Below are 26444 nucleotides of genomic sequence, written 5' to 3'. Positions count from 1 at the left end.
GAAATAAATTATGCTAAACTACCAGAATGAAAAATCTTCTTCAGTAAAAAGCAGCAATTGGTTTTCGTTTATTGGTTCAGGTTGTCGCTCAAGTCTTAAAGTCATGAATTGGGGATTCGCCCGTTTTGCTTTTTCTACAATTTTAGCCACTGCTAGCTTTTTCACAGTTGCTTCGGGATCTGCGCAAGCCGCTAATGTTAAAGTAGCCTTTGCTCTTAACTGGACATTCGCTGATCCAAAGCTCGCTGAAAAGTGGTTCGCTTCGATCAAGGAACAGTTTGAGGAAAAGAACCCGGGCGATACGATGGAGCTCATTCCGGTTCCGGGCACTTACGACGATTACAATACCAAACTTAGCCTTCTCTTCAATTCACCCGACACACGACCAGATATCGTTCAGATTTACGATCTGAATGTTGGCCAGCTCGCTGCCAGCGAACTCTTAGCGCCGCTCGACGACAAAATTGCTGGTGCGGCGTGGTGGAAAGAAATTCCTGCTCCATTGCAAAATTCCGGCAAGTACAAAGACGCTACTTATTCGGTTCCTCAGGGTGCAAACACTTATGGCATGCTCTTTGATCGTACGCTGACCGGTAAAGCTGGTCTTCCGAATGATTGGGCGCCAAAAAACTGGGATGAAGTTCTGGATGCTGCGCGCGCTATCAAAAAAACGTCACCAGATGTCTCGCCGCTCTTCGTTATGACCGGCACTGCTCAGGGAACTTTTGGTGTTGTAGCCGGACCGGCGCTGCTTCTGTCAGCATCGAGCTCGCCTACAATCTACAATAAAGAAACCAACAAGTGGGTTGTCGATAGCAAGGGTATTCGCGAAGTCCTCAACTTCTACAAAACCGCTGCCACGGAAGGCCTGCTCGCACCAACGTCACAGATGATGGATGCGAATGCTGCGAATAATCCTGCTCAGGCAATGTTCGACCATAAGTTCGGCATTTCTTTAGCTGGAAACTGGGTTCCTATGTTCTGGGGCAAAAATGTCTGCGCTCCATGCTGGGATGATAAAGAAGAAACCATAGGCTTCTCCGCTGTTCCAACCTCTCAGGGTCAGGAACCAGGTCATGGCGGCAGTTTCAACGCTGTAGTGCTCGCTATGTCCAAGAGCACAGCTGATCCTGATCTTGCATGGTCCGCAATGGAAATCATGCAGGATAAGAAGAACATGATGAACATTGCAGCATGGGTTGCAGCCGTTCCTTCTGTTTCAACAATGAGAACAGATGAAGAGTTTCTTGCATTGAGCCGCAAGCCTTTTCAGAAATCATTTGCTGATCTGACAGATATCGCAACGGGTATGCCGTCTCAGGCAGAATTTCCGATCTGGGGTAACGGCTTTCAGCAAGCGACACAGGCAATGGTTCTCAAACCTCAGACAACAATCGATGAAGGCGTAGAAATCCTCCGCTCCTACATGGCAAACCAAGTGGGTGAGGAAAACCTGGAGACCCAGCCTTGATTTTAAAAAGCTCCCACGGAGCCGAAGGGGGGCCAGTCATTGCGACTGGCCTTCAGCCGGCAAATTCAAGTGCAGCTGTTGTGCATAATGGACCGCGACTGGATACTCCGCGCGTAAACCCAATCAGCTTCGTACTGCTTTCGCCAGCAGCGTTGCTTATCGCGGCCTTATTTCTTGGGCCGGTAATTTATGCGATGTATCTTGGCTTTACCAATCTTCAGCTGATTGGGATTAATGCCATCAACTACCGCTTCACGGGCATACGCAATATTACCTTTATGCTCAACGATGAGGTTTTTTATAAATCGCTTTGGCTTACAATTATTTTCGTTATTGGATCGGGTGCAGTTGCAACCACAGCACTAGGTCTGGTTCTGGCTTTGGCACTACAAAAAGCTGCAACGCCTGTACGGTGGGTTGCAAGTGCAACGGCCATTTTGGCATGGACACTGCCGCCAACAACGATTGCGTTTTTGTGGATGGCAACCAGTGCACAGTCCGGCCTGATATCTATGCTTGCGGGCAATTATCGTCTCGATCTTCTGTATCAACACGCCATGCTCGTCGTATCGACCGCAAATGCCTGGTCTTTGGCTGGCCTTGCAATGATCATGTTTTCAGCCGCGCTTCGAAACATACCAAGCGATCTTTTTGAGGCAGCTCAGCTGGAAGGCTCAACCGCTATTCAGTCGTTGCGGCAGATTACACTTCCATTGCTCAAACCGACCATCGTGACATGCGCTCTTTTGATGATGTTGATGACTTTTGGCAATTTCACCCTGATTTATCTGATGACAGGTGGCGGCCCAAGCAATGACACCAACATTCTCCCTGTCTATACCTATCAACAAGGTTTCAGATTTCACAATCTTGGATATGCCGCGTTGCTGGGGAACGTAATGGTACTCCTGTCAGCAGCGCTGGGAGGGATGTTCGTCTGGGCGACGAAATCTCGCCGCGAAGCTTGATCGATTAATTTCAAATTCGGCCTAATAAAGAAGGTTATCGCTATGCAGACGATCCCCGCCAAACCAACTTTAGGCCCACCGCTTGGGCAAAAAGAAAACAGACTTTCGACATTTACGGCGGATCGAATTATTGCAAATTCCACCGCAATCGTTTTGGCGTTTTTTTTCGTGTTGCCAATGTTATGGATGGTGCTGGCATCTGTTGACGCCGGTGCAAGCAATCAGTTGCGGATACCGGAACTGACGACCAAGCACTATTGGGTAGCACTTGAATCGCAAAATCTTGTGGCTTTGGGAAATAGTCTTATCATTTCAACTGTCGCAACAGTTGTCGGTACAGCCGCTGCATTTCTTGCAGCCTATGTTTTCTCAAAGCACAATATTCCTTATAAAAATCCGCTGTTGTTGACGGTCTTGTTTCTGTCGGGCGTTCCTATCTCGATATTGATCGTTCCAGTTTACAAGATGTTCTCCACGATGGGATGGCTCTCCCTTGTTCCAACAGGAATCTTGTTGGGCGTCACTGCAATTCCCTTTCAAATCTACCAGTTGAAGAATTTCATTGACGCAGTCCCGACAGAGCTTGAGGAAGCAGCCGAACTTGAGCAGGCCAATACGCTTCAAATCCTGCTCCGCGTTATTTTGCCATTGACTAAGCCAGGGTTGGCTTCAGCTGCAATCTTTGGTTTCGTTAATGCATGGGGAAACTTCCTGTTACCTGTTGTCTTGATCAACAGCCTCGCCAGCCAGCCAGCTCCCGTTCGGCTTTTTGGTTTTATGGGGTCAAACTCCATAAATTATGGAGCGATCGCGGCTTATTCGCTCATTTATTCGCTGCCGGTCATCCTGTTATTTTTGGGAATGTCCAGGCAGTTCAAAGCAGGTTTTTCGCTTGGTGGTGCTGTAAAATAAGCTACCAATACGGCTCGTAATAATGAAACTGAACAGCACCTTCACGGCTGTTCTCAATTTGGAAGTTCAAAATGACAAATAAAGTATACGTGGTTGCTACAATTATCGCCAAAGACGGGCAACAAGACGACCTGAAAGCTGCACTTCAAGGGCTAGTGCCGGTAGCAAAAACAGAAGCTGGATATATTCAGTACGATCTTCATCAGTCAATCGAGCGCCCCACGCAATTCGTGTTCTACGAAATCTGGGAGAATGAGCGTCTACTTGATGAGCACAACAACACAGATTTCATGAAAACATTTGGCGAAACTGCTGGAAAATGGATTGATTCAGTTCAGATTGACAAGTTTGCCCTTGTCTCTTAGATCACATTTAACGTGGATTGAATCCGAAAGAGTGCTCTAGAATTTTCTGTTACGAATGTCTCCCAATTTGTTCCCACTTTTGGGAGACATTGTCGATTATAACCGTCACCCTTTTGCCCACCGCGTTTTTCATAACATTTTGATTGGTTACTCCGTTGGCATCAATCGTTGTCATTGAGATGAAAGATGTCCTAAATGCCCGGTAAAAACGACAATAGCATAACAATTTCAGTGCCTATGGAGTAAGATCGCTCAACCGAGCAGATCCGCTTGGAAAGCCAGACACCCTGTCCCAGAGAGGCCGAATGACCAGATTAGAATTGATTGAGAAAATTAAGACGATTTGCGTCGAGCTCTCGGGGCAGATGGTCGAAGCCGCCCACTACATCATCAATAACGATGATGAAGTGCCTTTTTATTCGATGCGCGAAATAGCTCGCAGGGCAGGAGTTCAGCCAGTAAATTTCGTCAGGCTGGCTCAAAAGCTGGGCCTGGAGGGCTATGGCGATCTGCGGCAATTGTTCATTGATTCCGCGCCAGAGCGTCATCAGCGCGATCGTCAATCAATACATCGTAACGAGGCAAGCGCTCAGGTGCTCATTACCGAAATGGGAAAGAGTTCTGGTCTCAAAGGCTTTCTCGACTCATTTTTTGCGATAGAGCAGTCTGTTCTTGAACAGGCAAGAGCGCATCTTTCGGAAGAAAAACTTGAGAGTGCGGTGGAATTGCTGGCCCGCGCACGTAAAGTCTATGTCATAGGACGCAGAACAGCTTTCACACCTGCGTACACGCTTGCTTATACACTGCAAAAAGCGCGCCCCGATATCGTTTTGCTGGATAATCCGGGCGGCGCGCCCGAAGGCGGAATAGACGATATTGAGCCAGGCGATGCTTTTATTGCCGTTACGTTTGCGCCATTTAACCGTTTGGTACATAGACTGACTGAAAGAGCTGCCATTTCAGGGGCAAAAGTTATAGCAATAACAGATAGCTTTGCTGCACCAATAAGTAAGATTGCCGGGCCTCTCCATTTTGTTGCGCAGTCCTCTGGCAGAGCATTTCCAGAGTCCACGCTGGGCGCGATCGCGATAGCCAATATTCTTTCAGCGCTCACCATCAGCAAACTTGGTGATAAAGCACAGCGTCGTATTCGCGAGAATGAACGCTTCCTCGTAAACTCTGGCGAGTATCTACTGTCGAATAAAACAGAACGATCTCCGCGAAAATCGAAGCCAACGAATTCAGCATGAGCATGGCAGGATGATATGGGCTGTCTTAGTTTAACATAAGTGTTGTTATCCGGATTAGAGCGCGCATATTGGCTCCCGCACAAGCCGGTGAACAAACTGGCTAGAGCTCATCCCGAAAAGTGTGAAACGGTTTTGTGGATGCGCTCTGAATCTGGTTTTATGTCAATTCAACGCGGCCAGAATAGCTTCGGTGATTTCATCAGTTTTGTCCTGACCGGGGACAGTGCCAATGCCTTCAGCCGTAGTGGACTCTATCGCCGACATGATCCGAGCTGCTGTTTCTGCCTCACCCAGATGCTCTAGCATCATTACCAGCGACCAGATAGTTGCAATCGGATTTGCTATATCGAGATGGGCAATATCGGGCGCTGAACCATGTACGGGTTCAAACATTGATGGGCCGTTGCGGGTTGGGTCAATGTTGGCTGAAGCAGCAAAGCCTAGCCCGCCTTGAATAGCTGCTCCTAAATCTGTCAGGATATCGCCGAATAGGTTGGAAGCCACAACAACGTCCAGAGTTTCAGGCGCCATTACCATTCGGGCGGCGATAGCATCCACATGGTAATGGCTTACCTCTACCTCAGGGAACTCGATGGCAACCTGACGTGTAATCTCGTCCCAAAAAACCATGGAATATTTTTGGGCATTTGACTTGGTGACCGAAGCCAGTTTTTTGCGACGTTTCATGGCCTGTTCGAAACCAAAGCGAATGATCCGCTCAACTCCAGCGCGGGTAAAAATGGCTGTTTCTACGGCCACTTCGTCTTTTGTGCCTTGATGAACTCTTCCACCTGCACCTGAATATTCTCCCTCGGTATTTTCGCGAATACATAAGATATCAAAATTGGTTTTGTGCAATGGACCTTCCACGCCTGGCAATAATCTGTGTGGGCGGACATTTGCATATTGTACAAATTCCTTGCGGATAGGGAGAAGCAGGCCGTGCAATGAAACGGCATCTGGCACCTTTGAAGGCCAACCAACGGCGCCGAGGAAGATGGCATCAAAGCTGCGTAATGTCTCAATGCCATCCTCAGGCATCATTCGACCTGTTTTTATCCATGTCTCGCATGACCAATCAAATGTGGTTGGAACGAGCAAGCCTGGTGCAGCTCTTTCGGCGACCTGCATGGCGGCATTGATAACGGACTTGCCAATGCCATCACCTGGAATAAGTGCAATACGATGTTGTTTCATTTTTGCTCCATGCTACACGGCATTACAATGTACCGAGGCATTCAATGTCGACTGGGAAAAATTTGGTGGGGTTACAGTCCAATGACTTAAATTGCTGGCTTTTATTCAGCCGGACCAATATGAAGTTGGACGTTATGAAGACAGTCCACACCGCCTTTTATGGTGTTGCCAGTTACCACTGATCCAACCCCCGCAGGCGTGCCGGTGTAAATGACGTCGCCGGGTTGCAAGTGGTAATACTGTGATAAATCGGACAGCAGTTCGGGAACTGACCATATCAGATCTGAGAGTTTGGAGTCCTGTCGTATCGTCTGGTCTACTTCAAGCCAAATCCGCTGATCACGGATAGAACCGAAATCAGCCGCTAGAGTAATCGTTGAAAGAACAGCAGATTTTTCAAAGTCCTTACCAAAATCCCAGGGCCGACCTTTTTCGCGCGCTCTTAGTTGCAGATCGCGCCGTGTCATGTCGAGTCCGGTTGCATAGCCAAATACGGCTGTCATTGCTTCTTCTTGGGAAGCACGGAAAAGCGGTGCGCCGATTACAACCACGAATTCCATCTCGTAGTGGAAATTTGTCGTTCCGGGCGGATAGGGAATGGTCGAACCATTTTCAACAAGTGCTAGCGGGCTTTTCAGAAAGTAGAATGGTGCTTCACGATCAACTTCCACCCCCATTTCTTTAGCATGGTCGGCATAGTTGCGGCCAACGCAAAAAATGCGGTGAACTGGGTAGCGCATGTTGCTGCCCGCAACTGGGACAGATTGGAATTCAGGGTCTCTAAACAGTTTTGTCATGGTTTTCTCATTCTCCGGCAGAGCGGCTTTTCCAGAAGATGATCTTGCGCTCGGCCATGGCCACGATACCAAACATGGCAAGCCCAACGAGGCTTAGGTAAATAATCAGCGCGAAGACCCGTGCGGTATCGAGTTGCGATGCAGCAACCCGGATTAATTCGCCGAAACCTTTGCCGCCGCCCAGAAATTCGGCGGTGATTGCACCCGCCATAACGCTGAGGGCAGCAATTTTGAGCCCGGTGAATATTTGTGGTAGTCCCGTTGGAAATTTCAGCCCTATCAGTGTTTGCCAGCGAGACGCTCGCATGATCCGGTAAAGCTGGCGCGAATCTTCATCTGCCGCCTGCAAACCTGATGCTGTGCCAACGATGACCGGGAAAACTGACACAAAGACTGCCAGCGCAATTTTGCTGGAAAGACCAAACCCCATCCAGGCGACAAATAGTGGTGCGAAGGCGATTTTGGGCATCGTGTCGATGGCCACCAGATATGGCATGACTGCGAGCGCTCCGAATTTCGTCTCGCCAACGATTATCCCAAGCACAATGCCTATTGCTGAAGCAATGACGAAGGCTGCTAGTACTTCCTGTGTGGTGACCCAGAGCGCCTTGAGCATATAGCCGCCGGTGACAATATTGAGCCCAACAGTGATGATTTGGTCGAAAACCATCCATGGTGTTGGCAGGATGATGATCGAAAGCCAGCCTGAGAGTGTTACCAGATGCCAAATGCCCACAATGGACAAGCCGAGCGCGAAAATTGCCACCGGACGAGGAATGCGATCAATGAGCGCATCTTTCTCCTTCCAGACAGTTGAGGCGACGTTTGTTGCATTATTTTCCATGTTGCACCCCCGTGTCCAACCGTTCACGAATATGCGCTACGTAATCTGCGAATTCAGCTTGTAGCATCATGTTCAGAGTGCGCGGACGCGGCAGATTTATCGTTACCTCTTCGAGAATGCAGCCAGGCCGAGCGCCCATCACAAAAACTGTGTCTGAAAGTAGGACAGCTTCAGGGATTGAATGCGTAATGAGAAAAGCGGTGGCTTTCTGGTCAAGACATATGCGCTGAAGTTCCATATTCATATGGTCTCGCACAAGTTCATCGAGAGCTGAAAAGGGCTCGTCCAAAAGCAAAATTTCAGGCTTTGTGATCAGCATTCTGCAGATTGAGGCGCGCTGCTACATGCCGCCAGAAAGTTCGCCCGGGTAGGCATTCTCGAACCCTTTCAGGCCCACAAGTTCTATCAAGGTTTGCGCTTCGCCGCGGCGTGCTCTTGCAGCCGACTTGCCTTCCCGGATCTCTATCGGCAGCAGGATATTCTCAACCGTGGTCTTCCAGGGAAGAAGAACGGCCTTCTGAAACATCATACCGATATCATCTCGTGTGCCTAAAACCGGGCGGCCCGCCAGCATAACCGAGCCCTTGGTTGGACTGACCAGGCCCGCCATTATCTTCAAAAGTGTGGTTTTGCCACAGCCTGATGCACCTATCACCGAAGTGAAGGAGCCTTGCGGGAGGTCAAACTCCACATTTGAAAGGGCCGTCACGCTTTGACGGGCAAAGGATTTAACAAGATTACGCACACTATAAACGGGTGGCGGACGCGTAACGGCGTGTTCACTATGCTGTTGCATCATTTGCCATTCCACGTGTTGATGTATTGATTGGTGTAAACGGCGTTCAGATCGTGAAGCGGTTCTTTCAAATCGCCAGAACCGATAAGACTATTCTGCCAAGCTTCCCAAGCGGCGTGATCCTGATATCCATAACCTTTTTCAATATCGAATGGTGTCTGGCGGATGATAATCTGATCAATCAGTGCGTTTGCGAAAGCCCGATCCTCAATTTCTTGCGGATTTTCTTCACCAATATGGGCGATCAGTTTCTCTCGATTTGCAGGATCTGCCGCCCATTTTGCGCCACGCACCATAGCGCGGCCAAAACCTTCGACCTCGGATTGGTTTTCATTTAGCCAAGGCTGCATGGCGGCCAGCGAGTTGCCAAAGAAAGTTTTGTATTTCTCAGGCGTGATATTGAAGAGCTTCACGCCACGTGCATTCAGAATTGCAGCATCCGATGTGGCGGCAGCATAAGCATCAATGTCCTTGCGCAGAAAGCCCGCAGTGGCTTGCCCGCCATCACCAACGACCAGAAAACTGTAGTCTTTTCCTTCCTCAAGTCCTGCCTCTTTCAGGATTGAGCGGGCGAATGCCGTCTCAGATCCATCTGCCGTACCAACACCAATGACTTTGCCTTTGAGAGCCGCCGCTGAAGTCACGTCAGAACCTTCCGGCACGACAAGCGAGAAAGAACTCAATGGGTTCAGTCTGTAGATGAGTTTGACATCCAGACCGCGCGTGCGAGCCTGTAAAAAAGGTCCTGCACCCGGATTGCCAATTTGTGCCTGACCGGATGCAAGTGCTTGCAGAACCGCACCTGAACCGTTCAGGGCTTCGATGTTCACTTCTATACCTTCTTCTGCAAAATAGCCTTCACCCATCGCTGCAACGATTGGCAGTAGCAATACAGCCGATGGGTTCGGCACCGCGATGGTAATTGTGCCTGCTGCGGCTTGACCCGCGAAAAACAGAGCAACGGATGCAACCAATCCCGCTTTGAAATGACCCATGATTTCTATCCTCCCGACAAAATAATGGAATATTTATAATTAAACTTTCTACTTTCCATTTTCCTTCTATGTCAATAGAAGTTTTAAGAACAAACATGGGAGATGGGCATGACGCAAAATTCTGCCGATGACGGATCAAAGCAGACCACAACGAGCTTGATCGCTGCGGAACTGCGCATAGCAATTCAGCAAGGGGAGCTTCGACCTGGCGAAAGATTGAAGATAGACCATTTGAAAAAGCGGTTTGAAACCGCGGTCAATCCTGTGCGCGAGGCGCTAAACCGACTTGTTGCCGAGGGCATGGTCGATTTGGCAGATCACAAAGGGTTTTCTGTCGCAACGATTTCTTTGGAGGCCTGGCGAGATCTGCTCGAAGCACGTTGTTTGATAGAATCCGGCGCTTTAAGGAAATCAATATTAAACCCGACGGAAGAATGGCGGGACGAAATCGTTGTATCGCTTCATCGTCTTTTACGCACGCCGCGCTTCCATGATGATGAGCGCGCAGTAATGAACCCCGAATGGGAGCGCATCCACCATTGGTTTCACCGCTCCTTGCTCGCACGTTGCGGATCGGAGGTGGTATTAAGCATGTGTGACGATCTTCGACTGCGTTCTGACCGTTACCGCGTGATTGCCCGTCGTGCCCGTCATGCCCGCACCAGTTATAATGAGGAACATGCTCTGATAGCAGATCTCGCCATCAAGGGTGATGCCGAGCGTGCGGTAGATGAGCTGGTAAAACACTATCGTGCGACGCTCGGGGAGGTAGAGATGTATTTTAAATCAGCAAGTTAAAGGGCCTATCCAATTGCGTCGACCTGCGCACTCTATTTACTGAAAAAATGAAAATCTCTGACAGCGATCTTCAAGGTAGAGTTTGATTATTCTTTCACGTCCAGATAAACATCACCTCTTGATTGCACCCGATCAACTGTTTCCATGATCTCATCATAATCGGGGTTCTCATATATAGCTTCCTGACCCGGATAGCCTAATTTGCGGGTCACAGCTTCATCGAGAAAATAAGCCCCTGCAATCAGGAACGAAATCACATAAAAATCGTCCGGGTTCAGAGTCTTAATTGCACCAAGTGCATCGGATGGCCGATCATCAGGTAAGCGTGATAAAGCGTTGAAGAATTTTGGTGCCATATCGTCGCGCTCTTTCAGGGCGCGCGGTAGCATCCGATCCAGCAGGCCAGCCTCCGTTGCAGAGGGCATACCAAGTGCGGCATCTGAAGGAATTAGGGCATCCGCGACCCATGCGATTTTATCTCGAAAGTTCTCTACAGTGTTCGTCATGGCTTAATATCCAACCTTGTGCGCTTCTGTTGATCCGCTAACTGGCTGAGAGCCCTTATTTGCGATGATGGATTCAGCGTTCCGCAATGCCAGCGCTGTCACTGTGCCAGTCGGATTGACTGCGCCAGACGTTGGCATGACGCTTCCGTCCATTATAAACAGATTTGGCACGTCATGCGCACGTCCATATGAATCCACAACCGAATTTTGCGGATCATTGCCCATTCTAGCCGTACCAAGGATGTGCCAACCGGTTTCTCTCATCACAGACGTTGCTGTTACTTCATAGGCACCTGCCTCCTTCATAGAATGAGAAGCCCGATCCATGTTAAAGCTCAGCAGGTCTTTCGTGTTCTGGGAAGACTTATACTTTACTTTGACCGCTGGCATACCCTGAGCATCCGTCACATCTGGATCGAGGGCCACCATGTTATGCTCTTCCGGCAGGTCTTCTGCCATGATACCCCAATAGGCAGAACGGCCAAATCGCTTATGTACTGTTGCGTGGAAGCTGTCACCCCAAACATCGCCGTTGCTGCCCCACGGCCAGGTGCCAACGGTGGCCAACGGTCCACCCATTCCCATAAGCTGCCATTTTGCACCGCGGTAAAAATTTGTATCTTTTCGACTTTCTGCAAATTCAAGCGAATAGGCGCGCTGGCCATAAGGCCCTTGCCAGTTTTCGAAAAAATCTTCAAATAGACCGCTGACAGTTGCATAAGGATGCATCATAAGCCGCTTGCCCACTAGGCCAGATGAATTTGCCAATCCATTTGGATGAAGAGTGGAAGCAGAGTTTAGTAGCAGTCGGGGCGTACCGATCCCATTGGCTGATACGATTACTGTTCGTCCAGGTTGAAAATGGGTGACTCCCGTTTCACGATCCCTATAAGTGACGCCTGTCGCGAGGCCGTCTGATCCAGTTTCGACCCGCAATACACGCGCATTCTGGACCAGCTTTACGCCGAGCTTAATACATGCAGGCCAATGCGTGCGATCTACCGATGCCTTGGCACCGTCGAAACAACCCCATGCGCAAGCACCTCGGCGAACGCAAGGATGCAGACTATTGTGTTTGACGGTGGCAATCGAATTGCTACCCGGCCACCAATGCCAACCAAGGCGATCATGGGCGGCAGAAAATTTTCGTTCCATTTCACCCATTGCAAAGGGCGGGAGTGGAATCTCGAAGCCGGCTGGAAAGGCTGGATCCCCTCCGACACCTGAAACCGCAAAATCCTCTTCAACGCGTGCATAGAATGGTTCAAGTTCTGCGTAGCTGATAGGCCAATCATCAGCGATTCCATCAACTGTCCGGACCCGGAAGTCACTCGGCTTCAATCGGTGCCATGCTGCTGTATAAATAATCGAACTCCCCCCAACACCGTTCCACATCAACGGTTCGATGTCTGAATCCTTTACATCGATCGGATAATCAGAAGGATCGTTGCGGCGATTTGGATTTGTCGCAAAGTGTTGACTTTTTGTAAGCTCGAATTCAAAGCCAGCGTGCCGAAGCTTCGTATAGTCGGGGTAGCTGCCTTGTTCTAGGCAGATGACGGAAAATCCATCCTCAGCCAGACGCTTTGCCGCCACTGCCCCAGAAGGGCCAGCTCCAACAATTACGACGTCATAAACAGTTGTTTGGCTTTCGTTGGTCAACTAACCGACTCCTTGAATTCTATCGTGTGATTGCCGCTAGGCACACCTTATGTCCTAAGTCGCTGTATTTAGAGCGCCCTGCGCCTGATGAGGCGTAAAATGTCGCTTTAAAATTCTCTATTTGCTGCATAATTTCCCATAAGCTGTAATTCACGTCGCGCGTCCGCAGCGCAGCGTCACTGGATTGCTAGCAAAACTATACGCGCTTCCCCTTTTATGCACTGGATGACTTCCCGAATCTTTGTCGAGCTTGCTTCCAGTCGCACTATTCGATTTTTTGAATGCGCTTGCCCACAGTGAACACTATGATCCAGATGTATGTCAAGAGGATCAAGTGATCCTACTGCTGTTTTTACTTGGGCTCCAGTTTAGCGACGCCGCAATCGCTAGGCCGTGCAGCTCTAGCTTTGGTTTCTAAGAATATGTGGTCAAGGAGTTCAACTGGTAAATCAGAAAAAGTATGCGTGGATCACATGATCCTGTTGACACGATGTTGGATCATGTTGTTTATTGCTCATCAATGAGAAGTAAATGGAGAACAAGATGAAGCTCGGCTTAGAACACAATAGCGTTGCAGGAGGCTCCATCATCGGCCAGCGGTCAGAAGCTGCCTATGCGCGAGAGTGTAAGGTAGTTCCGGGTGGATCGATGCGGGCAGCATCATGGTTGAAGCCACATCCACCTTATGCTGCACGCGGTGAAGGTTGTTGGGTCGTTGATCTTGATGGCCAGCGCCTTCTTGATTGCGCAAACAACTTTTTCTCGCTTATTCACGGTCATGCTTACGAACCTGTTCTTGAAGCGGTTCGCGAAGCAATGACCAAGGGGACGGCATTTGGTATGCCGACCGAGAGCGAAATTCATCTCGCCGAAATGCTTGCAGCCAGAAGCCCGCGCATGGAGCAGACCCGTTTCTGCAATTCGGGAACCGAAGCAGTTCTCGCTGCAATCAAGGGCGCGCGTGGGCTTACAGGTCGCTACAAGATTGCTAAGTTTGAGGGCTGCTATCATGGCGCCTACGACTGGATTGAGGTGAGCCTCGACTCGTCGCCTGCCAATTGGGACGACGAAAATGGCAATCCAGCATCGGTTCGTTGCAATGCAGGTACGCCTGAATCAGTTTTGCAGGAAGTTGTTGTGCTTCCTTATGATGATCCACAGCGTTGCGCAGATATTCTCAAGCGCGAAGGACCAACGCTTGCAGCACTTATCGTTGATCCGAACGCTTCGCGTGCCGGCACAGTCCCAATGTCACGGGAAACGACAGCTGTTATTCAGGAAGCTTGCCGTCGCGATGGCATCGTGCTCATTGCCGATGAAGTCATCAGCTTCCGCTTGTCTTATGAAGGTGCATCGCCTTTGTTTGGTCTTGAGCCAGATCTGATCACAACCGCTAAAATCATCGGTGGTGGCTTGCCGATTGGCGCTGTGTCAGGTCGTGCTGACTATATGTCAGTGTTCGATCATTCTGCCGGAAAGCCAAAAGTATCAATGGGCGGGACTTTCAGTGCCAACCCTCTGAGCATGGCTGCTGGCCTCACGTCTCTGGAACATTATTCGCGGCCAGTCGTGGATCGTCTCAATAAGCTCGGCGAAGAGTTGCGGGTAAAAATTCGCGAAGGTCTTGCTGAAGCTGGTCTTGCTGCAACTGTCACTGGAATGGGGTCGCTCTTCCGTCTGCATATTGGAGCCGGTGAAGTAACAGGTTATCGTACCGCGTTTCCAACACCAGAAAACGCAAAAATTATTCGCCAGGTTCAGCTGGGAATGCTGGAAGAAAATGTTCTTCTTACACCCAATTGCTCTGGCTCTCTTTCAAGCCCTATGACCGAAGTGGAAGTATTTTCGATAGCGGAAAAACTGGTAAGCGTGGTCAAGCGGGAACTTAACGCTCAATAATAATCGGCGACCTGAGGTTTGCATTTTCAGCGACCTCTAACTTGAAGCATAAGGATATGGTGAAGCAACGATGAGTGGACAGCCGATGTTAATTGCACCTTACCGCGTCGGAGTTGATATCGGCGGTACATTTACTGACCTTGTTATGGTCGATTCCCGCGGGGCGGTGCGCGCTTTTAAGGCGCCTTCTGTGCCGTCTAACCCGACAGAGGGTGTGCTTGCAGCAATCACACTGGCCGCGAAATCTCTCGACAGTGATGTGGAAACATTTCTTTCCAATACAGAACTCTTCGTTCACGGCTCGACCATTGCCACCAATACGCTGCTGGAAAAAAAGGGGGCAAAGGTCGGACTTCTGGTCACTGATGGCTTCCGCGATTCGCTAGAGATCAGACGCTCTATGCGTGAATTTGTCTGGGATCACAGAAAGCCGTTCCCGGAAGTTCTTGTTCCACGCTATTTACGTCTTCCTGTTGTTGAACGTCTTGAGCAGGATGGGACCGTTCGGGTTCCGTTTGATCCAGCGTCTGTTTCTGAAGCCGCGCGTGTATTCAAGGAAGAGGGCGTGGAGGCGATTGCTGTCTGCTTCCTGCATTCCTATGCAAATCCTGCGCATGAAAAGGCAGCGAAAGCTGAACTCAAAAAGCTTCTTCCAGATGTCTGGGTTACAACGTCTTCCGAAATTGCACCAACGATTGGTGAGTATGAACGTACATCAACAACGGTGGTGAACGCTTATGTTGCCCGTCGTGTTGTGCCTTATCTCGAAAATCTTTCGCAGAAGCTCACATCACTGGGCCTCAAACGCAAGCTGTTGATGATCCAGTCAAACGGTGGCGCTATTTCGATTGACGAAATTGGTCACGCACCTGCAAGCCTCGTTCTGTCGGGTCCTGCTGCTGGCGTTGGTTCGCTTAAGTTCTTTGGAGCCGATACAGGTTCTGATAGGCTGATGTCGATTGAAGTTGGCGGAACAAGCTGTGATGTCACATTGATGGAACATGGTTCGGTCTCTATGACTGACCAGATTGTCGTCGATGGCTATCACCTCAATATTCCATCTGTCGATATTCACACGGTGGGCGCAGGTGGCGGTACGATTGCTTCCGTTGATGGTGCAGGCCTTCTCAAAGCCGGACCAGAAGGTGCGGGATCAACTCCGGGACCTGCCTCTTACGGACGCGGGGGCACACGCCCGACGGTTACCGATGCGCAGCTTGTACTCGGACGCCTTAAGCCTGGTCCTTACGCGGGCGGCGTGATCACGCTTAGTCTGGAAAATGCGGTCGATGCGATTAATAACCACGTTGCTAAGCCGCTTGGTTTGAGCGTAAACGATGCTGCTGCCGGTATTCTACAGCTTGTTGAGCAGAATATTCTGCACGCGGTAGAGCAAGCTTCACTTGAAAAGGGCTACAATCCACGCGACTTCACGCTTGTGGCTTGCGGTGGCGCTGGCCCCCTCCATGGTCCATCAACGGCACGGTTGTTGGGCTGTTCAAGCCTCTATATTCCGCGACTGGCTGGCGTTTTCTGTGCATTCGGCATGTGCAATTCTGATCTGCGTCACGACTATGTACGCAGCTGGCTTAAAGAGCTGGATAGCATTGAAAGTTCAAGCCCTTCACAGCTTGAAGCGGCTTTCGAAGAGATGCAGCTTGAAGCAACTGATGTGCTGGCGCGCGAGGGCTTTACAGGTGATAAGGCACTCCTTAAACGATCCTATGACCTTCGTTATTTTGGTCAGCAATGGACCATTCCGGTTGAATGTTCTTCGACGGATGCGGCAACCATGCGTGCGGCTTTTGAACAGGTCTATCAGCGTCTGTTCGGATATGTGCAGCCTGCGGGCGCAATCGAAGTGGTCAATCTTCGACTGGCAGCGATTGGCAAACTGGATGCCCTGCAAGTTGCAACTGCATCGGCAGATATATCCGATCCGATGCCTATTTCACGCCGCCCTGTGTGGGTCGACAAAGAGACCGGCTTCGTTGAAACACCTGTTTACGACGGAACGACCTTGTTACCACGTCAGAAGCTGACTGGCCCGGCCATTATTGAAGAAGCCACAACCACTCTTTTGCTTGGAGCCGGTGACATGCTGACGATGACTGACGCTGGGAATTATCATGTCGAGATTTCGCAAAGCGAGGCTGCATGAAAACGCAAAGCATCCCTGAAAACTATCTGAAAATTTGCGTGTCTTTGTTACCGCAAGAGTCAAATGCCCCGCGCTGCGGTTGCGCTTTTGTAAGAATTGATGAGGTCAAGTTATGAGCACTGTTACGTCTCCCGAATATGATCCGGTTCTCATCGCCATTCTCCAGCGGCAGCTGGATCACATCAGCCTACAGATGGGCACTATCATGACGCGGACTGCACGCAGTCCGATCTTCAGCCAGAGCCACGACTTCTCGTGCTTCCTCAGCAATGCGGATGGTGAAACTGTTGCTCAGGCGGACGGCTTGCCGATCCATTCCGGCAGTGGCGGCTTTGCTGTGCGTGCGGTGCTTCGGGATTTCGCAGGCCGCATTGATCCAGAAGATGTGTTTATTCTCAGCGATCCTTACGCCGCAGGTGGTAATCACTTGCCTGACTGGACACTTATTCGTCCGGTGTTCGTTGAAGGCGAACTGGTCGGTTTCTGTAGCAACCGTGCGCATCAATCGGATATTGGCGGTGGTGCGGCTGGAACTTACAATGCAAAAGCGACTGAGATTTTCCACGAAGGAATTCGTCTGCCGGTTCTCAAACTGATCGAGAAGGGCAATCTGCGCGACGATCTTTGGCGTATGTTGCTTCTGAATTCGCGCTGCCCGGATTTGCTGGAAGGCGACCTTGGTGCGATGATCGGTTCCACACGCATCGGTGGTCAGCGTTTGGCAGATGTTATTGGTCAACTTGGTGCCAGAAAAGGCCGCGATTATCTCGATGCGTTGCTCGACTACGGCGAACGCAGAATGCGTCAGGCCTTGGCAGAGCTTCCAAATGGTGTTTGGCGGGCATCCGACTTCAGTGATACCGATTGCTTTGAACTTGTCGACATTGAAACCCGCATTACGATGACAATCGATGATGACTCGATCATGTTTGATTTCACCGGCACATCTCCGCAGATCAAAGGCTTCAAGAATAGCGGCATTGCTAACACGCATTCCGCTGTCTATTGCGCCCTTTCTGCCTTCCTTGATCCAGCAATTCCTCACAATGAAGGCACGTATCGTTGTGTTAAAATCATTGCACCGGAAGGCTGCGTTGTGAACGCGTTGCCGCCAGCGCCAATGACCATGAACACGGTATTTCCGGCGATTGACATTATGAATGCTTGCTGGGGTGCATTGGCTCAGGCTGATCCGGAACGCGCCTGCGCAGGCTGGGGTAAATCGGTGTTCGGCATTTCCTCAGGCAAAAAGCCTGACGGTAATGTGTTCGTTCTTTATCATTGGCATGGCAGCTCCGGCGGTGGTGCCGTTAAGGGCCGCGATGGATTCGCAACATCGAGCCATCAGATGACACTCGGCGGCATGTTTATCCCGAATGTCGAAACCTATGAACAGTCCTACCCGATCCGTGTGCATCGCTATCAGATGCGCTGCGACACAGGCGGCGCTGGTGAGTATCGCGGTGGAACAGGTGTCGATTATGTAGTTGACGTGCTTGCAGGCGGCGAACATCTTTTGCGCGGCGAAGGCGCACGCAAGAAAACCGGTGCGGGCGTAAACGGCGGACATTGGGGCGAAAAGGGCTCAATCCAGGCTTTTGATTTGGAAACTGGCGAAGAACTCTATTGCCCTCCTTACGGCGTAGAAGAAGTCCGTCCTCTTCACATTAAAATTGAAGCGACCGCTGGCGGTGGCTGGGGCAATCCACATCATCGTGATCCCGCTGCTGTTCTGCGCGATGTCCGCGATGGCGTTGTATCAAAGCAGTCTGCGCTTGATATTTATGGCGTAGCGATTTCCGAAGACGGGAAATCTGTTGTGTCTACCCAAGCAAGACAGCTAACAGCGTAAATTCGCGTTTAGTCTGCTACCGTGCATAGAAAAATTGAGGAGATTTAGATGAGCAAGAAGCGAGCAAAAGACATTCTGCGTGATTACCACGATGCTTGGTCGAGCGGCGATGTCAAAAAAGGCTGCAGTTTTTACGCAGATAATCTCGTCGTCCATATGGGCGGAACGCATCCCGTGCTTTCGGGTGATTTTCATGGTGCCAATGGCTTTGTCGATGGTTGGGTGAACAAAGTTGCCGCTTACACTGACAAATGGATTGTTGGCGGTGAAGCAGGCCACGATGAGATCATCTCGGAGTCTGATGAATCGATTTTGATCATGGTTCACGAGATCTGGACGCGTGGCGATAAGTCGGTCAAAACTGACCGTCTTGCTGCCTATCGTTTTGAAAATGAGCAGATCGTTGAATGCTGGTTTTGCGATATGCGTCAGGCTGAAGTCGATGCGTTCTTCAGTGACGTAAAATAAATCTGCGATGCTCCGATTATCTATCGGAGTATTTAATTAAATGTACATCCCAAACACCGCTTTTGCAGCTCAGAGATGTGCTCCGGAATCTTACCAGTTTCTCAGATTAGGATAATGTGATGCCCGATTTTATCGTGGTGGGTGGCGGTTCTGCGGGATGCGCTGTTGCTGGTCGGCTGAGCGAAGATCCGGATGTATCGGTAACGCTCTTTGAAGCTGGCCCTAAAGACAGCAGCATCTGGATTCGCTTTCCGGTAACATTCTATAAGTCGTTCAAAAGCTCGATGCTTCAATGGTACAAGGTGGAAACACTCAAGCACCAGAACAACACACAACCGCTCGTTGGTCAGGCGCGCGTTTTGGGCGGCGGCAGTTCTCTGAATGCTATGATCTATATGCGCGGCGCTCCATCGGATTTCGATCGCTGGGTAGAACATGGTGCAGAAGGCTGGGGTTATAAAGATGTGCTGCCTTTTTTCCGCAAGGCAGAGAATAATGAGGTTTATTCGAATGAGGCCCACGGTCAGGATGGACCGCTGAGCGTCTCCAATCAGCAATATACGTTGCCGCTGACAAAGGCCTGGGTAAAGGCGTGTCAGGAAGCGGGAATCCCCTATAATCCGGATTTTAATTCCGGTGAATTACAGGGTGCAGGGCTTTATCAGTTGACAACGAAGAACGGCCGACGGTGCAGCTCCGCGGATGCTTATCTTCGTCCGGCTAAAAAGCGTGGTAATCTTAATGTCGTTACCAACAAGCAAGTCACCAGAATTATCATAGAGGGTGGCCGAGCTGTCGGCGTTGAATATATCGAGAGTGGCCGTGTAGCCACTATGCGGGCTGAACGCGAAGTCATTATTTCGTCGGGCGCTGTTGGCTCTCCGCGTCTGCTGATGCTTTCAGGCATCGGGCCTGCTGCCAGTCTTGAGAAGGCTGGCGTCAAGGTTATTCACGATTTGCCGGGCGTCGGGCAAAATCTGCAAGATCATACCGATTGCTTCATGATCTATAATCTGAAGTCGGATTCAAGCTACGACAAGTATAAAAAAATTCGCTGGCAAATGGCTGCTGCCGCTCAGTATGCGCTATTTGGATCAGGACCAATTACGTCCAATATCTGCGAAGGCGGCGCTTTCTGGTGGGGTGATAAATCTGATCCGACACCAGATCTGCAATATCATTTTCTCGCGGGAGCGGGCATTGAAGAGGGTGTGGAAACGACTGAAAGCGGCAATGGTTGCACCTTGAATGTCTATGCATGCCGGCCAAAATCGCGTGGGCAGATTTCGCTTCGTTCGTCTGATCCCAACGTTGCCCCTATCGTCGACCCCAACTATCTCAGCGACCCTTATGATGTTGATCGTCTTATCGATGGCATTCGTCTCGGGCAGGAGATTATGGACCAGCCGGCGATCCGCAAATTCGTTAGCAATGCACATTTGCCTGAAAAACCGTTGAAGTCACGCAAGGATTTTGAAGATTTTGTCCGCAAATATTCGCAAGGCGCTTATCACTTAAGCGGTGCCTGCAAAATCGGAAAAGACGCAATGGCCGTTGTCGACCGTCAGTTGTGCGTCCATGGCATCGACGGGCTCAGAGTTGCGGATACTTCCGTGATGCCGTTTGTCTCATCCAGCAATCTTAATGCACCGGCGATAATGATCGGTGAGCGTGCTGCTGATTTCATTAAGGGAAACCATATTTAGAGCGCAGCACGAAAATTCCCATCCATTTTCTGATGAATTGAAAGCACCGGCACGGTGCGGGAGGACTTATGAAGCTCGTTACTTATGATTCAAATGGCTCTTGGAGAGCAGGCATCATTGTGGATACGTCGGTTTTTGACGTTGAAACACTTCTGAAAAGTGACGCAGATAAGGTCTTAAAGCCTGTATCCTCGGTGCTGGAATTGCTCCGTGAATATGGCGGCGCATTGTCAGATCTTGCGCAGAAACTAACCGCTGCAGCAAAGAATAACGCATCGGCGGCAGTTGGTGCATTTGAAGATGTGCGTCTTGGAGCACCGATTACTGAACCGGCTAAGATCCTTTGCATAGGTCTCAACTACAACGACCATGTTGCGGAAACCGGACGCGCCCTGCCAACGCACCCCGATATTTTCGCAAAATTTGCAACCTCGCTTATCGGTCCGTTTGACGAGATAGATTGCTGCAAGATCACCCCAAATCTCGATTTTGAAGGTGAAATGGCGATCGTTATCGGCAAGAATTGCCGTTCGGTTTCTGAGGAAGATGCGCTTGATTATGTTGCGGGCGTGACCGTGTTAAACGACATCACCGCACGCGATCTTCAATATCGCGGTACGCAATGGCTTGCAGGCAAGGCTGTCGATGGTTCGACGCCGGTTGGTCCAGCAATTGCAACGCTTGATGAAGTTGGTGACATTCAGAACCTGAATATTCAGACCCGCGTGAATGGTACACAGGTCCAGTCGTCCAACACCCGTCTCATGATTTTTCCAGTGCGCCATTTGGTAAGCTATATCTCGCAATTCATGAGTCTTGCTCCAGGCGACATTATTACCACTGGTACACCGCAGGGTATTGGTGCCAAGCGTAATCCGCCAATGTGGTTGCAGCCAGGAGATACTGTTGAGGTTGAACTCGAAAATGTTGGTATATTGCGTAACGCTGTTCGCTGATACGCTTGACTTCCTGATCCTAAAATCTGCGACAATTTAAGATATTATTCTGCAGCAGACATAAACTTTTAGAGTGACCTTTGTGCGTTAGATCGATGGTGAACGCTGAAAATTAGCGCCCACCATCGGTCATTCTCACCCACATTGTTTGGGTGTGAATGACGCCACGGCTGTATGCCTTGTGCGGCTTATCTGCACCACGGACATTTCTTCAAAATTTAGTTTTCAGTGTCCGGCGCGTTTAAATACTCCCGGTTGACGCGAAAGAAACTGGATGTGGATCAGTTGATCCTATTGACACACAATAGGATCATAGTGTTCACTGCCGCTGAAGATAAGTGCAATCCGACCGATTGAGACGTTCGTCTAAGCAACTTTGTTTGCGTCTGACTGGTCATCCGTGCGGGTTAATTTTACGGCCAATATGTGAGAGGAAAAGACCGATGAGCGAAGCTAAGTTTCAAGTATTGCACACAATGGTTCGTGTGAAAGACCTCGAAAAATCGATCCATTTTTACACCCGCCTCCTTGGAATGAAGTTGCTGCGCAAGCTCGATTATCCCGAAGGCGAGTTTACGCTCGCATTTGTTGGATACGGCCCGGAAGAGTCAAATGCGGTGATCGAACTGACCCATAACTGGGATCAGGAAACGCCTTATGATCTTGGCAATGGCTACGGGCATGTTGCCCTTGGCGTGAGGGATATTTACAGCATTTGTGATGAACTGGCGGCAAGCGGTGCGCGCATTCCCCGTCCTGCAGGACCGATGAAGCACGGGACGACTGTGATTGCTTTTGTCGAAGATCCTGACGGTTACAAAATTGAGCTGATTGATCTCGACACGATGAGCTGAGGGTTTTCAAACCCCATCTGTTCACACCCTTGATAGCGCTGTTCCTTTCACCTGATTTACACCCAATGCGGAGAATTCAAAAATGACGATGCAAGACGAAAAGGGGATCATTTTGGTTGCTCCCCATCGCTTCCCGAACGTGAACAGGGAGCGTGCATTCGCTGAGAAATTTGGTCGCGAAATTTATGTTGCCGAAGATCAGGCTACATTTCGCAGCCGTATGGCTGAAGCTGAGATCGTAATGGTCACCCCTTACGCAAAGATGACGGCTGAAGAATTTAGCATGTTGAAGCGCTGTAAAGCGGTTGTTCGTTATGGTGTAGGCTATGACAATATTGATGTCGATGCCGCCAATGATGTCGGTGTGCCGGTTACAATCGTTCCTGATACAGCTTCGGAAGAAGTAGCATCGCATGCATTTGCGATGGGGCTAAGCCTTGCACGCCGTATTCCGCAGGGGCAGTCGGCAATCCGTGCTGGTGAATGGGCTGGCGTTGTCGGTCTTGATACACCGAAACTCACGAACCTTCGTGTTGGCGTCGTCGGAATGGGTCGGATCGGCAAGCTGGTTGCGAAATGGTGGGCGGCAGTTGGCGCGAAGGTCCATGCCTTTGATCCAATGTCCACTTTCTCGGAAGTCGAGACAGCCAGTTTAGAAGAAATATTGGAAGAATCGGACGTTATCTCGCTTCATGTTCCTCTCACTTCTAACACTCGTCACCTCATCTCAGCTGAGGTCATGGAACGTATGCGCAAAAATGCCGTGATTATCAATGTATCGCGTGGCGGTTTGATTGATGAAGAAGCGCTGGCTGCTGCACTCAAGGCAGGAACCATTGCTGGTGCGGGTCTCGACACTTTTGCACAGGAGCCATTGGTTGGAAACCATCCGTTGCGCGATGCACCCAATACACTTTTCACGCCGCATGTTGCGTGGCGTTCAACCACTTCGCTTGACGCCCTGCAGGAGCAGGCTGTGGAGCGTGCCCGCCGCGCGTTGCAGGGAGAAGCTCTTCCTGATCTTGTAACTCACTCACCTTGTTGAGTTTAAGGCGTCTAGTCTAGAATAGATGATGCATCCAAAGACAATGGAGCGAAATTAAGTAGAAATTATGCCTTGGAATTAATAGAACCTTTAATATGCATTGTGCAGAATTATTATATTTTATTCCAACAGCACAGTTTTATATAAAATGTGCTGTTGTACATATTTATCTGTAAACTATATAATATTAAATAACATATGATACTATATTGACCATATAATATTATATGTTATTTTAAGAAAAAATGGGGACGAGAATGAGAAACTTGTATCGTATAATATGTGTTTTTTCTGCTTTGATAACTATAGTATATTTATCAAGTGCAGAAAAATTTGTCGATGTAATTAAATATCAAATAACACAAATTGGACATGTTCAAATAAAGCAGGCTGAAGCGCGATTTGCTCGAACAGAGGTTGAAGCTCTATAAAATATCTGAAGCTTGCCATTAGTTATGCGTTATATTTAGCGACGATAGACGACATAGCCTAAGGCCCCTCCGAGAGGTTGTCTGCACAACGAGTGCTGCTGAGGTCCCGATGCTCATATACAAAATTACGATCTGCTTCGATTTTTGCGTGTCATCATTTTCTTCGAATTTGAATTAGTTAGCACGAGAAGCTTCAAACGCCGAGATATTTAAAAGGCGAATACATGGCAATTCTTCTTATTTCCAAAAGCGACAATACAAGCCTCTACAATCGCAACGCTAAGGCACTGATTTCCGCAGTCCAGTTTAGTGTCGATGTGGATATTCTGGTTGCAGGCGAGGAAACAAACGCTATTGCCAAGCCTTCCGCCACAATTCAGCAACAGGCCGGTATGAAAGAGAGCCGCTTAATCGAGGCACTCAACAAGGACGAAGAAGCACCAATCTCCCAGGCCGCTGATTATGGCATCGTTGGCGATATCTTCACCATACTACCTGAGTCGCGGACAGGTATTTAAATGTACGATGCAAATGCGCTTCCCGAACGCGAAAGCATGGAATTTGATGTTGTGATTGTCGGCGCAGGCCCTGCTGGCCTTGCTGCGGCTATCCGTTTCAAACAAATCAATCCCGAATTTTCAGTCGTCGTTCTTGAAAAGGGCGGGGAAGTCGGCGCTCATATTCTGTCAGGCGCAGTCGTCGATCCAAGTGGTATCGATCAACTGCTGCCGGGCTGGCGTGATGAAGAGGGACACCCGTTCAAAACACCAGTAACCGCAGATCATTTTCTGCTGCTCGGTCCTGCAGGCTCGGTGCGTCTACCGAATTTCGCCATGCCGCCATTGATGAACAATCATGGCAATTACATTGTGTCTCTTGGCAATGTCTGCCGTTGGCTTGGTACCAAGGCTGAAGAACTTGGCGTTGAAATCTATCCGGGCTTTGCGGCGACTGAAGTGCTTTATAATGATGAAGGCGCTGTGATTGGTGTCGCAACTGGCGACATGGGCATTGAACGCGATGGCACACACGGTCCGAACTATACGCGCGGCATGGCTCTGCTCGGCAAATATGTGCTGATCGGGGAAGGTGCGCGCGGTTCGCTTGCCAAGGAACTGATAGCGAAGTTCAAGCTTGATGAAGGTCGCGAGCCAGCAAAATTTGGTATCGGCCTCAAGGAACTTTGGCAGGTTGATCCATCCAAGCATAAGCCGGGTCTGGTGCAGCATTCGTTTGGCTGGCCGCTCGATATGAAGACCGGTGGCGGCTCATTCCTCTATCACCTCGAAGACAATATGGTTGCGGTCGGCTTCGTGCTGCATCTCAACTACAAGAACCCGTATCTGGCTCCGTTCGAAGAGTTTCAGCGTTTCAAGACACATCCAGCGATCCGGGATACTTTTGAGGGCGGCAAGCGGTTGTCCTATGGCGCTCGCGCCATTACTGAAGGTGGCTTCCAGTCGGTACCAAAGCTTTCCTTCCCGGGCGGCGCACTAATCGGCTGTTCGGCCGGTTTTGTGAACGTACCACGCATCAAAGGGAGCCATAATGCAGTCCTTTCGGGCATTCTTGCTGCCGATAAGATCGCAGAGGCTCTTGCCGCTGGTCGAGCCAATGATGAGCCGATCGAGATCGAAAACAGCTGGCGCGACAGTGCAATTGGCAAGGACCTCAAAAGAGTCCGCAACGTCAAGCCATTGTGGTCCAAGTTCGGAACGGTCGTGGGTGTGGCGCTCGGTGGCCTCGATATGTGGACCAACCAGCTTTTCGGATTTTCGTTCTTCGGTACGTTGAAGCATGGCAAGACCGACGCGCAGGCACTGGAACCGGCAGCGAAGCACAAAAAGATCACCTATCCAAAGCCGGATGGTGTGCTGACTTTTGACCGCCTCTCATCAGTGTTTCTGTCGAACACCAATCACGATGAAAACGAGCCTGTTCATCTGCAGGTCGCGGACGTGAAGCTGCAGCAGATATCTGAACACGACGTCTTTGCAGGACCATCGACACGCTACTGCCCGGCAGGTGTTTATGAGTGGGTTGATGCTGATGGCAATTCAGCGGCTGATCCGCAGGCCAAGGATGTTCGTTTTGTAATCAACGCGCAGAACTGCGTCCACTGCAAGACTTGCGATATTAAGGACCCGAACCAGAACATCAACTGGGTTCCGCCACAAGGCGGCGAGGGACCCGTTTACGTAAACATGTGATGCGCTAATACTATTTTAAGCCGTGTCTCATCCAAAATTCAACGTCTTCAGTTTGGCAGGATCAACGTCTACGCCACGTTCAAACATAAATGATCGAGGAGTGAGACAGAAAACTGAGTAGGAGAAAATAAAACGTCGCATAAAGGATAAAAACATTGGAAATAGGCGCTCCTGACGGCATCTATTTTATAGCCTTCCTTTAAAATTGAGACTTCCAATAAAAATTTTACCAAAATATATGTTGCTTAAACCCCGGCGGATTGTGAAATTCGCCGGTCTTTTTTGGTTTGAGAAAGGGGAA

23 protein-coding genes and 1 pseudogene are annotated in these 26444 nt (G+C 49.8%); 16 read left to right on the top strand and 8 right to left on the bottom strand.

Annotated features, from left to right (window positions below):
• Positions 1-18: 18 nt before the first annotated feature.
• Positions 19-315, bottom strand: coding sequence for a hypothetical protein (locus CES85_RS27985; RefSeq protein WP_244923318.1), 297 nt, complete (start codon positions 313-315; stop codon positions 19-21).
• Here CES85_RS27985 and CES85_RS24955 point away from each other — a divergent pair.
• The 5 genes from CES85_RS24955 (at position 305) to CES85_RS24935 (ending at position 4966) form a co-directional block, all read left to right on the top strand.
• Positions 305-1471, top strand: coding sequence for an extracellular solute-binding protein (locus CES85_RS24955; RefSeq protein WP_244923317.1), 1167 nt, complete (start codon positions 305-307; stop codon positions 1469-1471). The two genes, CES85_RS27985 and CES85_RS24955, sit on opposite strands and share 11 nt — an antisense overlap.
• The gene (locus CES85_RS24950; RefSeq protein WP_095448486.1) at positions 1468-2439 is read left to right on the top strand and encodes a carbohydrate ABC transporter permease; all 972 of its coding nucleotides are present in this window, start codon (positions 1468-1470) and stop codon (positions 2437-2439) included. The genes CES85_RS24955 and CES85_RS24950 overlap by 4 nt, the downstream gene beginning before the upstream one ends.
• 42 nt (positions 2440-2481) lie before the next feature.
• Positions 2482-3351: a carbohydrate ABC transporter permease gene (locus tag CES85_RS24945; RefSeq protein WP_095448485.1), complete on the top strand. Its 870-nt coding sequence runs from the start codon at positions 2482-2484 to the stop codon at positions 3349-3351.
• A gap of 71 nt (positions 3352-3422) precedes the next feature.
• Positions 3423-3716, top strand: a complete 294-nt coding sequence (locus tag CES85_RS24940) for a putative quinol monooxygenase (RefSeq protein WP_095448484.1) — start codon at positions 3423-3425, stop codon at positions 3714-3716.
• Positions 3717-4021: 305 nt separating this feature from the next.
• Positions 4022-4966 (top strand): MurR/RpiR family transcriptional regulator, encoded by a 945-nt coding sequence (locus CES85_RS24935; RefSeq protein WP_095448483.1) that lies wholly within the window; start codon positions 4022-4024, stop codon positions 4964-4966.
• A gap of 162 nt (positions 4967-5128) precedes the next feature.
• Here CES85_RS24935 and CES85_RS24930 read toward each other — a convergent pair whose 3' ends face one another.
• The 5 genes and pseudogenes from CES85_RS24930 to CES85_RS24910 all read right to left on the bottom strand — a co-directional run bounded on the left by CES85_RS24930 (position 5129) and on the right by CES85_RS24910 (position 9595).
• Positions 5129-6163, bottom strand: coding sequence for a tartrate dehydrogenase (locus tag CES85_RS24930; protein WP_095448482.1), 1035 nt, complete (start codon positions 6161-6163; stop codon positions 5129-5131).
• Positions 6164-6264: 101 nt separating this feature from the next.
• Positions 6265-6960, bottom strand: a complete 696-nt coding sequence (locus CES85_RS24925; protein WP_095448481.1) for a fumarylacetoacetate hydrolase family protein — start codon at positions 6958-6960, stop codon at positions 6265-6267.
• Positions 6961-6967: 7 nt separating this feature from the next.
• On the bottom strand, positions 6968-7804 hold the full coding sequence (locus tag CES85_RS24920) for an ABC transporter permease (RefSeq protein WP_095448480.1): 837 nt from the start codon (positions 7802-7804) through the stop codon (positions 6968-6970).
• Positions 7794-8603: pseudogene (locus CES85_RS24915) on the bottom strand (ABC transporter ATP-binding protein). The gene CES85_RS24920 and the pseudogene CES85_RS24915 overlap by 11 nt, the downstream one beginning before the upstream one ends.
• Positions 8600-9595 carry an ABC transporter substrate-binding protein gene (locus CES85_RS24910; RefSeq protein WP_095448479.1) on the bottom strand — a complete coding sequence of 332 codons (996 nt, stop codon included), beginning with the start codon at positions 9593-9595 and terminating at the stop codon, positions 8600-8602. The pseudogene CES85_RS24915 and the gene CES85_RS24910 overlap by 4 nt, the downstream one beginning before the upstream one ends.
• A gap of 108 nt (positions 9596-9703) precedes the next feature.
• Here CES85_RS24910 and CES85_RS24905 point away from each other — a divergent pair, with 108 nt between their 5' ends.
• Positions 9704-10393, top strand: coding sequence for a GntR family transcriptional regulator (locus tag CES85_RS24905; RefSeq protein WP_167388326.1), 690 nt, complete (start codon positions 9704-9706; stop codon positions 10391-10393).
• 86 nt (positions 10394-10479) lie between these two features.
• On the opposite strand, the gene CES85_RS24900 is transcribed toward CES85_RS24905, so the two are convergent.
• Together CES85_RS24900 and CES85_RS24895 are read right to left on the bottom strand one after the other, a co-directional pair.
• Positions 10480-10899 (bottom strand): hypothetical protein, encoded by a 420-nt coding sequence (locus CES85_RS24900; RefSeq protein WP_095448477.1) that lies wholly within the window; start codon positions 10897-10899, stop codon positions 10480-10482.
• Between the two features lie 3 nt (positions 10900-10902).
• Positions 10903-12561 (bottom strand): GMC family oxidoreductase, encoded by a 1659-nt coding sequence (locus tag CES85_RS24895; RefSeq protein WP_095448476.1) that lies wholly within the window; start codon positions 12559-12561, stop codon positions 10903-10905.
• Between the two features lie 543 nt (positions 12562-13104).
• On the opposite strand from CES85_RS24895, the gene CES85_RS24890 reads away from it, so the two are divergent.
• From CES85_RS24890 to CES85_RS24845, 10 genes are all read left to right on the top strand, one after another.
• On the top strand, positions 13105-14460 hold the full coding sequence (locus CES85_RS24890; RefSeq protein WP_095448852.1) for an aspartate aminotransferase family protein: 1356 nt from the start codon (positions 13105-13107) through the stop codon (positions 14458-14460).
• 70 nt (positions 14461-14530) lie between these two features.
• Positions 14531-16621, top strand: a complete 2091-nt coding sequence (locus tag CES85_RS24885; protein ID WP_244923316.1) for a hydantoinase/oxoprolinase family protein — start codon at positions 14531-14533, stop codon at positions 16619-16621.
• 112 nt (positions 16622-16733) lie between these two features.
• Complete coding sequence (locus tag CES85_RS24880) at positions 16734-18473, top strand: hydantoinase B/oxoprolinase family protein (RefSeq protein WP_095448475.1); 1740 nt, start codon at positions 16734-16736, stop codon at positions 18471-18473.
• A gap of 48 nt (positions 18474-18521) precedes the next feature.
• Positions 18522-18941: a nuclear transport factor 2 family protein gene (locus tag CES85_RS24875; protein WP_095448474.1), complete on the top strand. Its 420-nt coding sequence runs from the start codon at positions 18522-18524 to the stop codon at positions 18939-18941.
• A 119-nt stretch (positions 18942-19060) separates the two neighbouring features.
• Positions 19061-20647: a GMC family oxidoreductase gene (locus CES85_RS24870; protein ID WP_095448473.1), complete on the top strand. Its 1587-nt coding sequence runs from the start codon at positions 19061-19063 to the stop codon at positions 20645-20647.
• Between the two features lie 68 nt (positions 20648-20715).
• Entirely contained in the window at positions 20716-21603 is an 888-nt protein-coding gene (locus CES85_RS24865) for a fumarylacetoacetate hydrolase family protein (protein ID WP_095448472.1), read from the top strand.
• A gap of 443 nt (positions 21604-22046) precedes the next feature.
• Positions 22047-22457, top strand: a complete 411-nt coding sequence (gene gloA, locus CES85_RS24860; protein WP_095448471.1) for a lactoylglutathione lyase — start codon at positions 22047-22049, stop codon at positions 22455-22457.
• An 82-nt stretch (positions 22458-22539) separates the two neighbouring features.
• On the top strand, positions 22540-23502 hold the full coding sequence (locus CES85_RS24855; protein ID WP_095448470.1) for a C-terminal binding protein: 963 nt from the start codon (positions 22540-22542) through the stop codon (positions 23500-23502).
• Between the two features lie 655 nt (positions 23503-24157).
• Complete coding sequence (locus CES85_RS28375; RefSeq protein WP_095448469.1) at positions 24158-24451, top strand: hypothetical protein; 294 nt, start codon at positions 24158-24160, stop codon at positions 24449-24451.
• Complete coding sequence (locus CES85_RS24845; RefSeq protein ID WP_095448468.1) at positions 24452-26143, top strand: electron transfer flavoprotein-ubiquinone oxidoreductase; 1692 nt, start codon at positions 24452-24454, stop codon at positions 26141-26143. It abuts the gene before it with no gap.
• The last annotated feature ends 301 nt before the right edge of the window (positions 26144-26444 follow it).

The sequence above is a fragment of the Ochrobactrum quorumnocens genome (assembly GCF_002278035.1).
Lineage (GTDB): Bacteria > Pseudomonadota > Alphaproteobacteria > Rhizobiales > Rhizobiaceae > Brucella > Brucella quorumnocens.
This window is presented reverse-complemented; position numbering and strand designations above follow the sequence as displayed.

Excerpts from the sequence above, each read along its gene's own strand:
- CES85_RS24885 (WP_244923316.1), top strand. The coding sequence starts at position 14,531 with ATGAGTGGACAGCCGATGTTAATTGCACCTTACCGCGTCGGAGTTGAT.
- CES85_RS24940 (WP_095448484.1), top strand. The coding sequence starts at position 3,423 with ATGACAAATAAAGTATACGTGGTTGCTACAATTATCGCCAAAGACGGG.
- CES85_RS24945 (WP_095448485.1), top strand. The coding sequence starts at position 2,482 with ATGCAGACGATCCCCGCCAAACCAACTTTAGGCCCACCGCTTGGGCAA.
- CES85_RS24880 (WP_095448475.1), top strand. The coding sequence starts at position 16,734 with ATGAGCACTGTTACGTCTCCCGAATATGATCCGGTTCTCATCGCCATT.
- CES85_RS24900 (WP_095448477.1), bottom strand. The coding sequence starts at position 10,899 with ATGACGAACACTGTAGAGAACTTTCGAGATAAAATCGCATGGGTCGCG.
- gloA (WP_095448471.1), top strand. The coding sequence starts at position 22,047 with ATGAGCGAAGCTAAGTTTCAAGTATTGCACACAATGGTTCGTGTGAAA.
- CES85_RS24905 (WP_167388326.1), top strand. The coding sequence starts at position 9,704 with ATGACGCAAAATTCTGCCGATGACGGATCAAAGCAGACCACAACGAGC.
- CES85_RS24845 (WP_095448468.1), top strand. The coding sequence starts at position 24,452 with ATGTACGATGCAAATGCGCTTCCCGAACGCGAAAGCATGGAATTTGAT.
- CES85_RS28375 (WP_095448469.1), top strand. The coding sequence starts at position 24,158 with ATGGCAATTCTTCTTATTTCCAAAAGCGACAATACAAGCCTCTACAAT.
- CES85_RS24935 (WP_095448483.1), top strand. The coding sequence starts at position 4,022 with ATGACCAGATTAGAATTGATTGAGAAAATTAAGACGATTTGCGTCGAG.
- CES85_RS24890 (WP_095448852.1), top strand. The coding sequence starts at position 13,105 with ATGAAGCTCGGCTTAGAACACAATAGCGTTGCAGGAGGCTCCATCATC.
- CES85_RS24875 (WP_095448474.1), top strand. The coding sequence starts at position 18,522 with ATGAGCAAGAAGCGAGCAAAAGACATTCTGCGTGATTACCACGATGCT.
- CES85_RS24955 (WP_244923317.1), top strand. The coding sequence starts at position 305 with ATGGAGCTCATTCCGGTTCCGGGCACTTACGACGATTACAATACCAAA.
- CES85_RS27985 (WP_244923318.1), bottom strand. The coding sequence starts at position 315 with ATGAGCTCCATCGTATCGCCCGGGTTCTTTTCCTCAAACTGTTCCTTG.
- CES85_RS24910 (WP_095448479.1), bottom strand. The coding sequence starts at position 9,595 with ATGGGTCATTTCAAAGCGGGATTGGTTGCATCCGTTGCTCTGTTTTTC.
- CES85_RS24930 (WP_095448482.1), bottom strand. The coding sequence starts at position 6,163 with ATGAAACAACATCGTATTGCACTTATTCCAGGTGATGGCATTGGCAAG.
- CES85_RS24855 (WP_095448470.1), top strand. The coding sequence starts at position 22,540 with ATGACGATGCAAGACGAAAAGGGGATCATTTTGGTTGCTCCCCATCGC.
- CES85_RS24925 (WP_095448481.1), bottom strand. The coding sequence starts at position 6,960 with ATGACAAAACTGTTTAGAGACCCTGAATTCCAATCTGTCCCAGTTGCG.
- CES85_RS24920 (WP_095448480.1), bottom strand. The coding sequence starts at position 7,804 with ATGGAAAATAATGCAACAAACGTCGCCTCAACTGTCTGGAAGGAGAAA.
- CES85_RS24865 (WP_095448472.1), top strand. The coding sequence starts at position 20,716 with ATGAAGCTCGTTACTTATGATTCAAATGGCTCTTGGAGAGCAGGCATC.
- CES85_RS24870 (WP_095448473.1), top strand. The coding sequence starts at position 19,061 with ATGCCCGATTTTATCGTGGTGGGTGGCGGTTCTGCGGGATGCGCTGTT.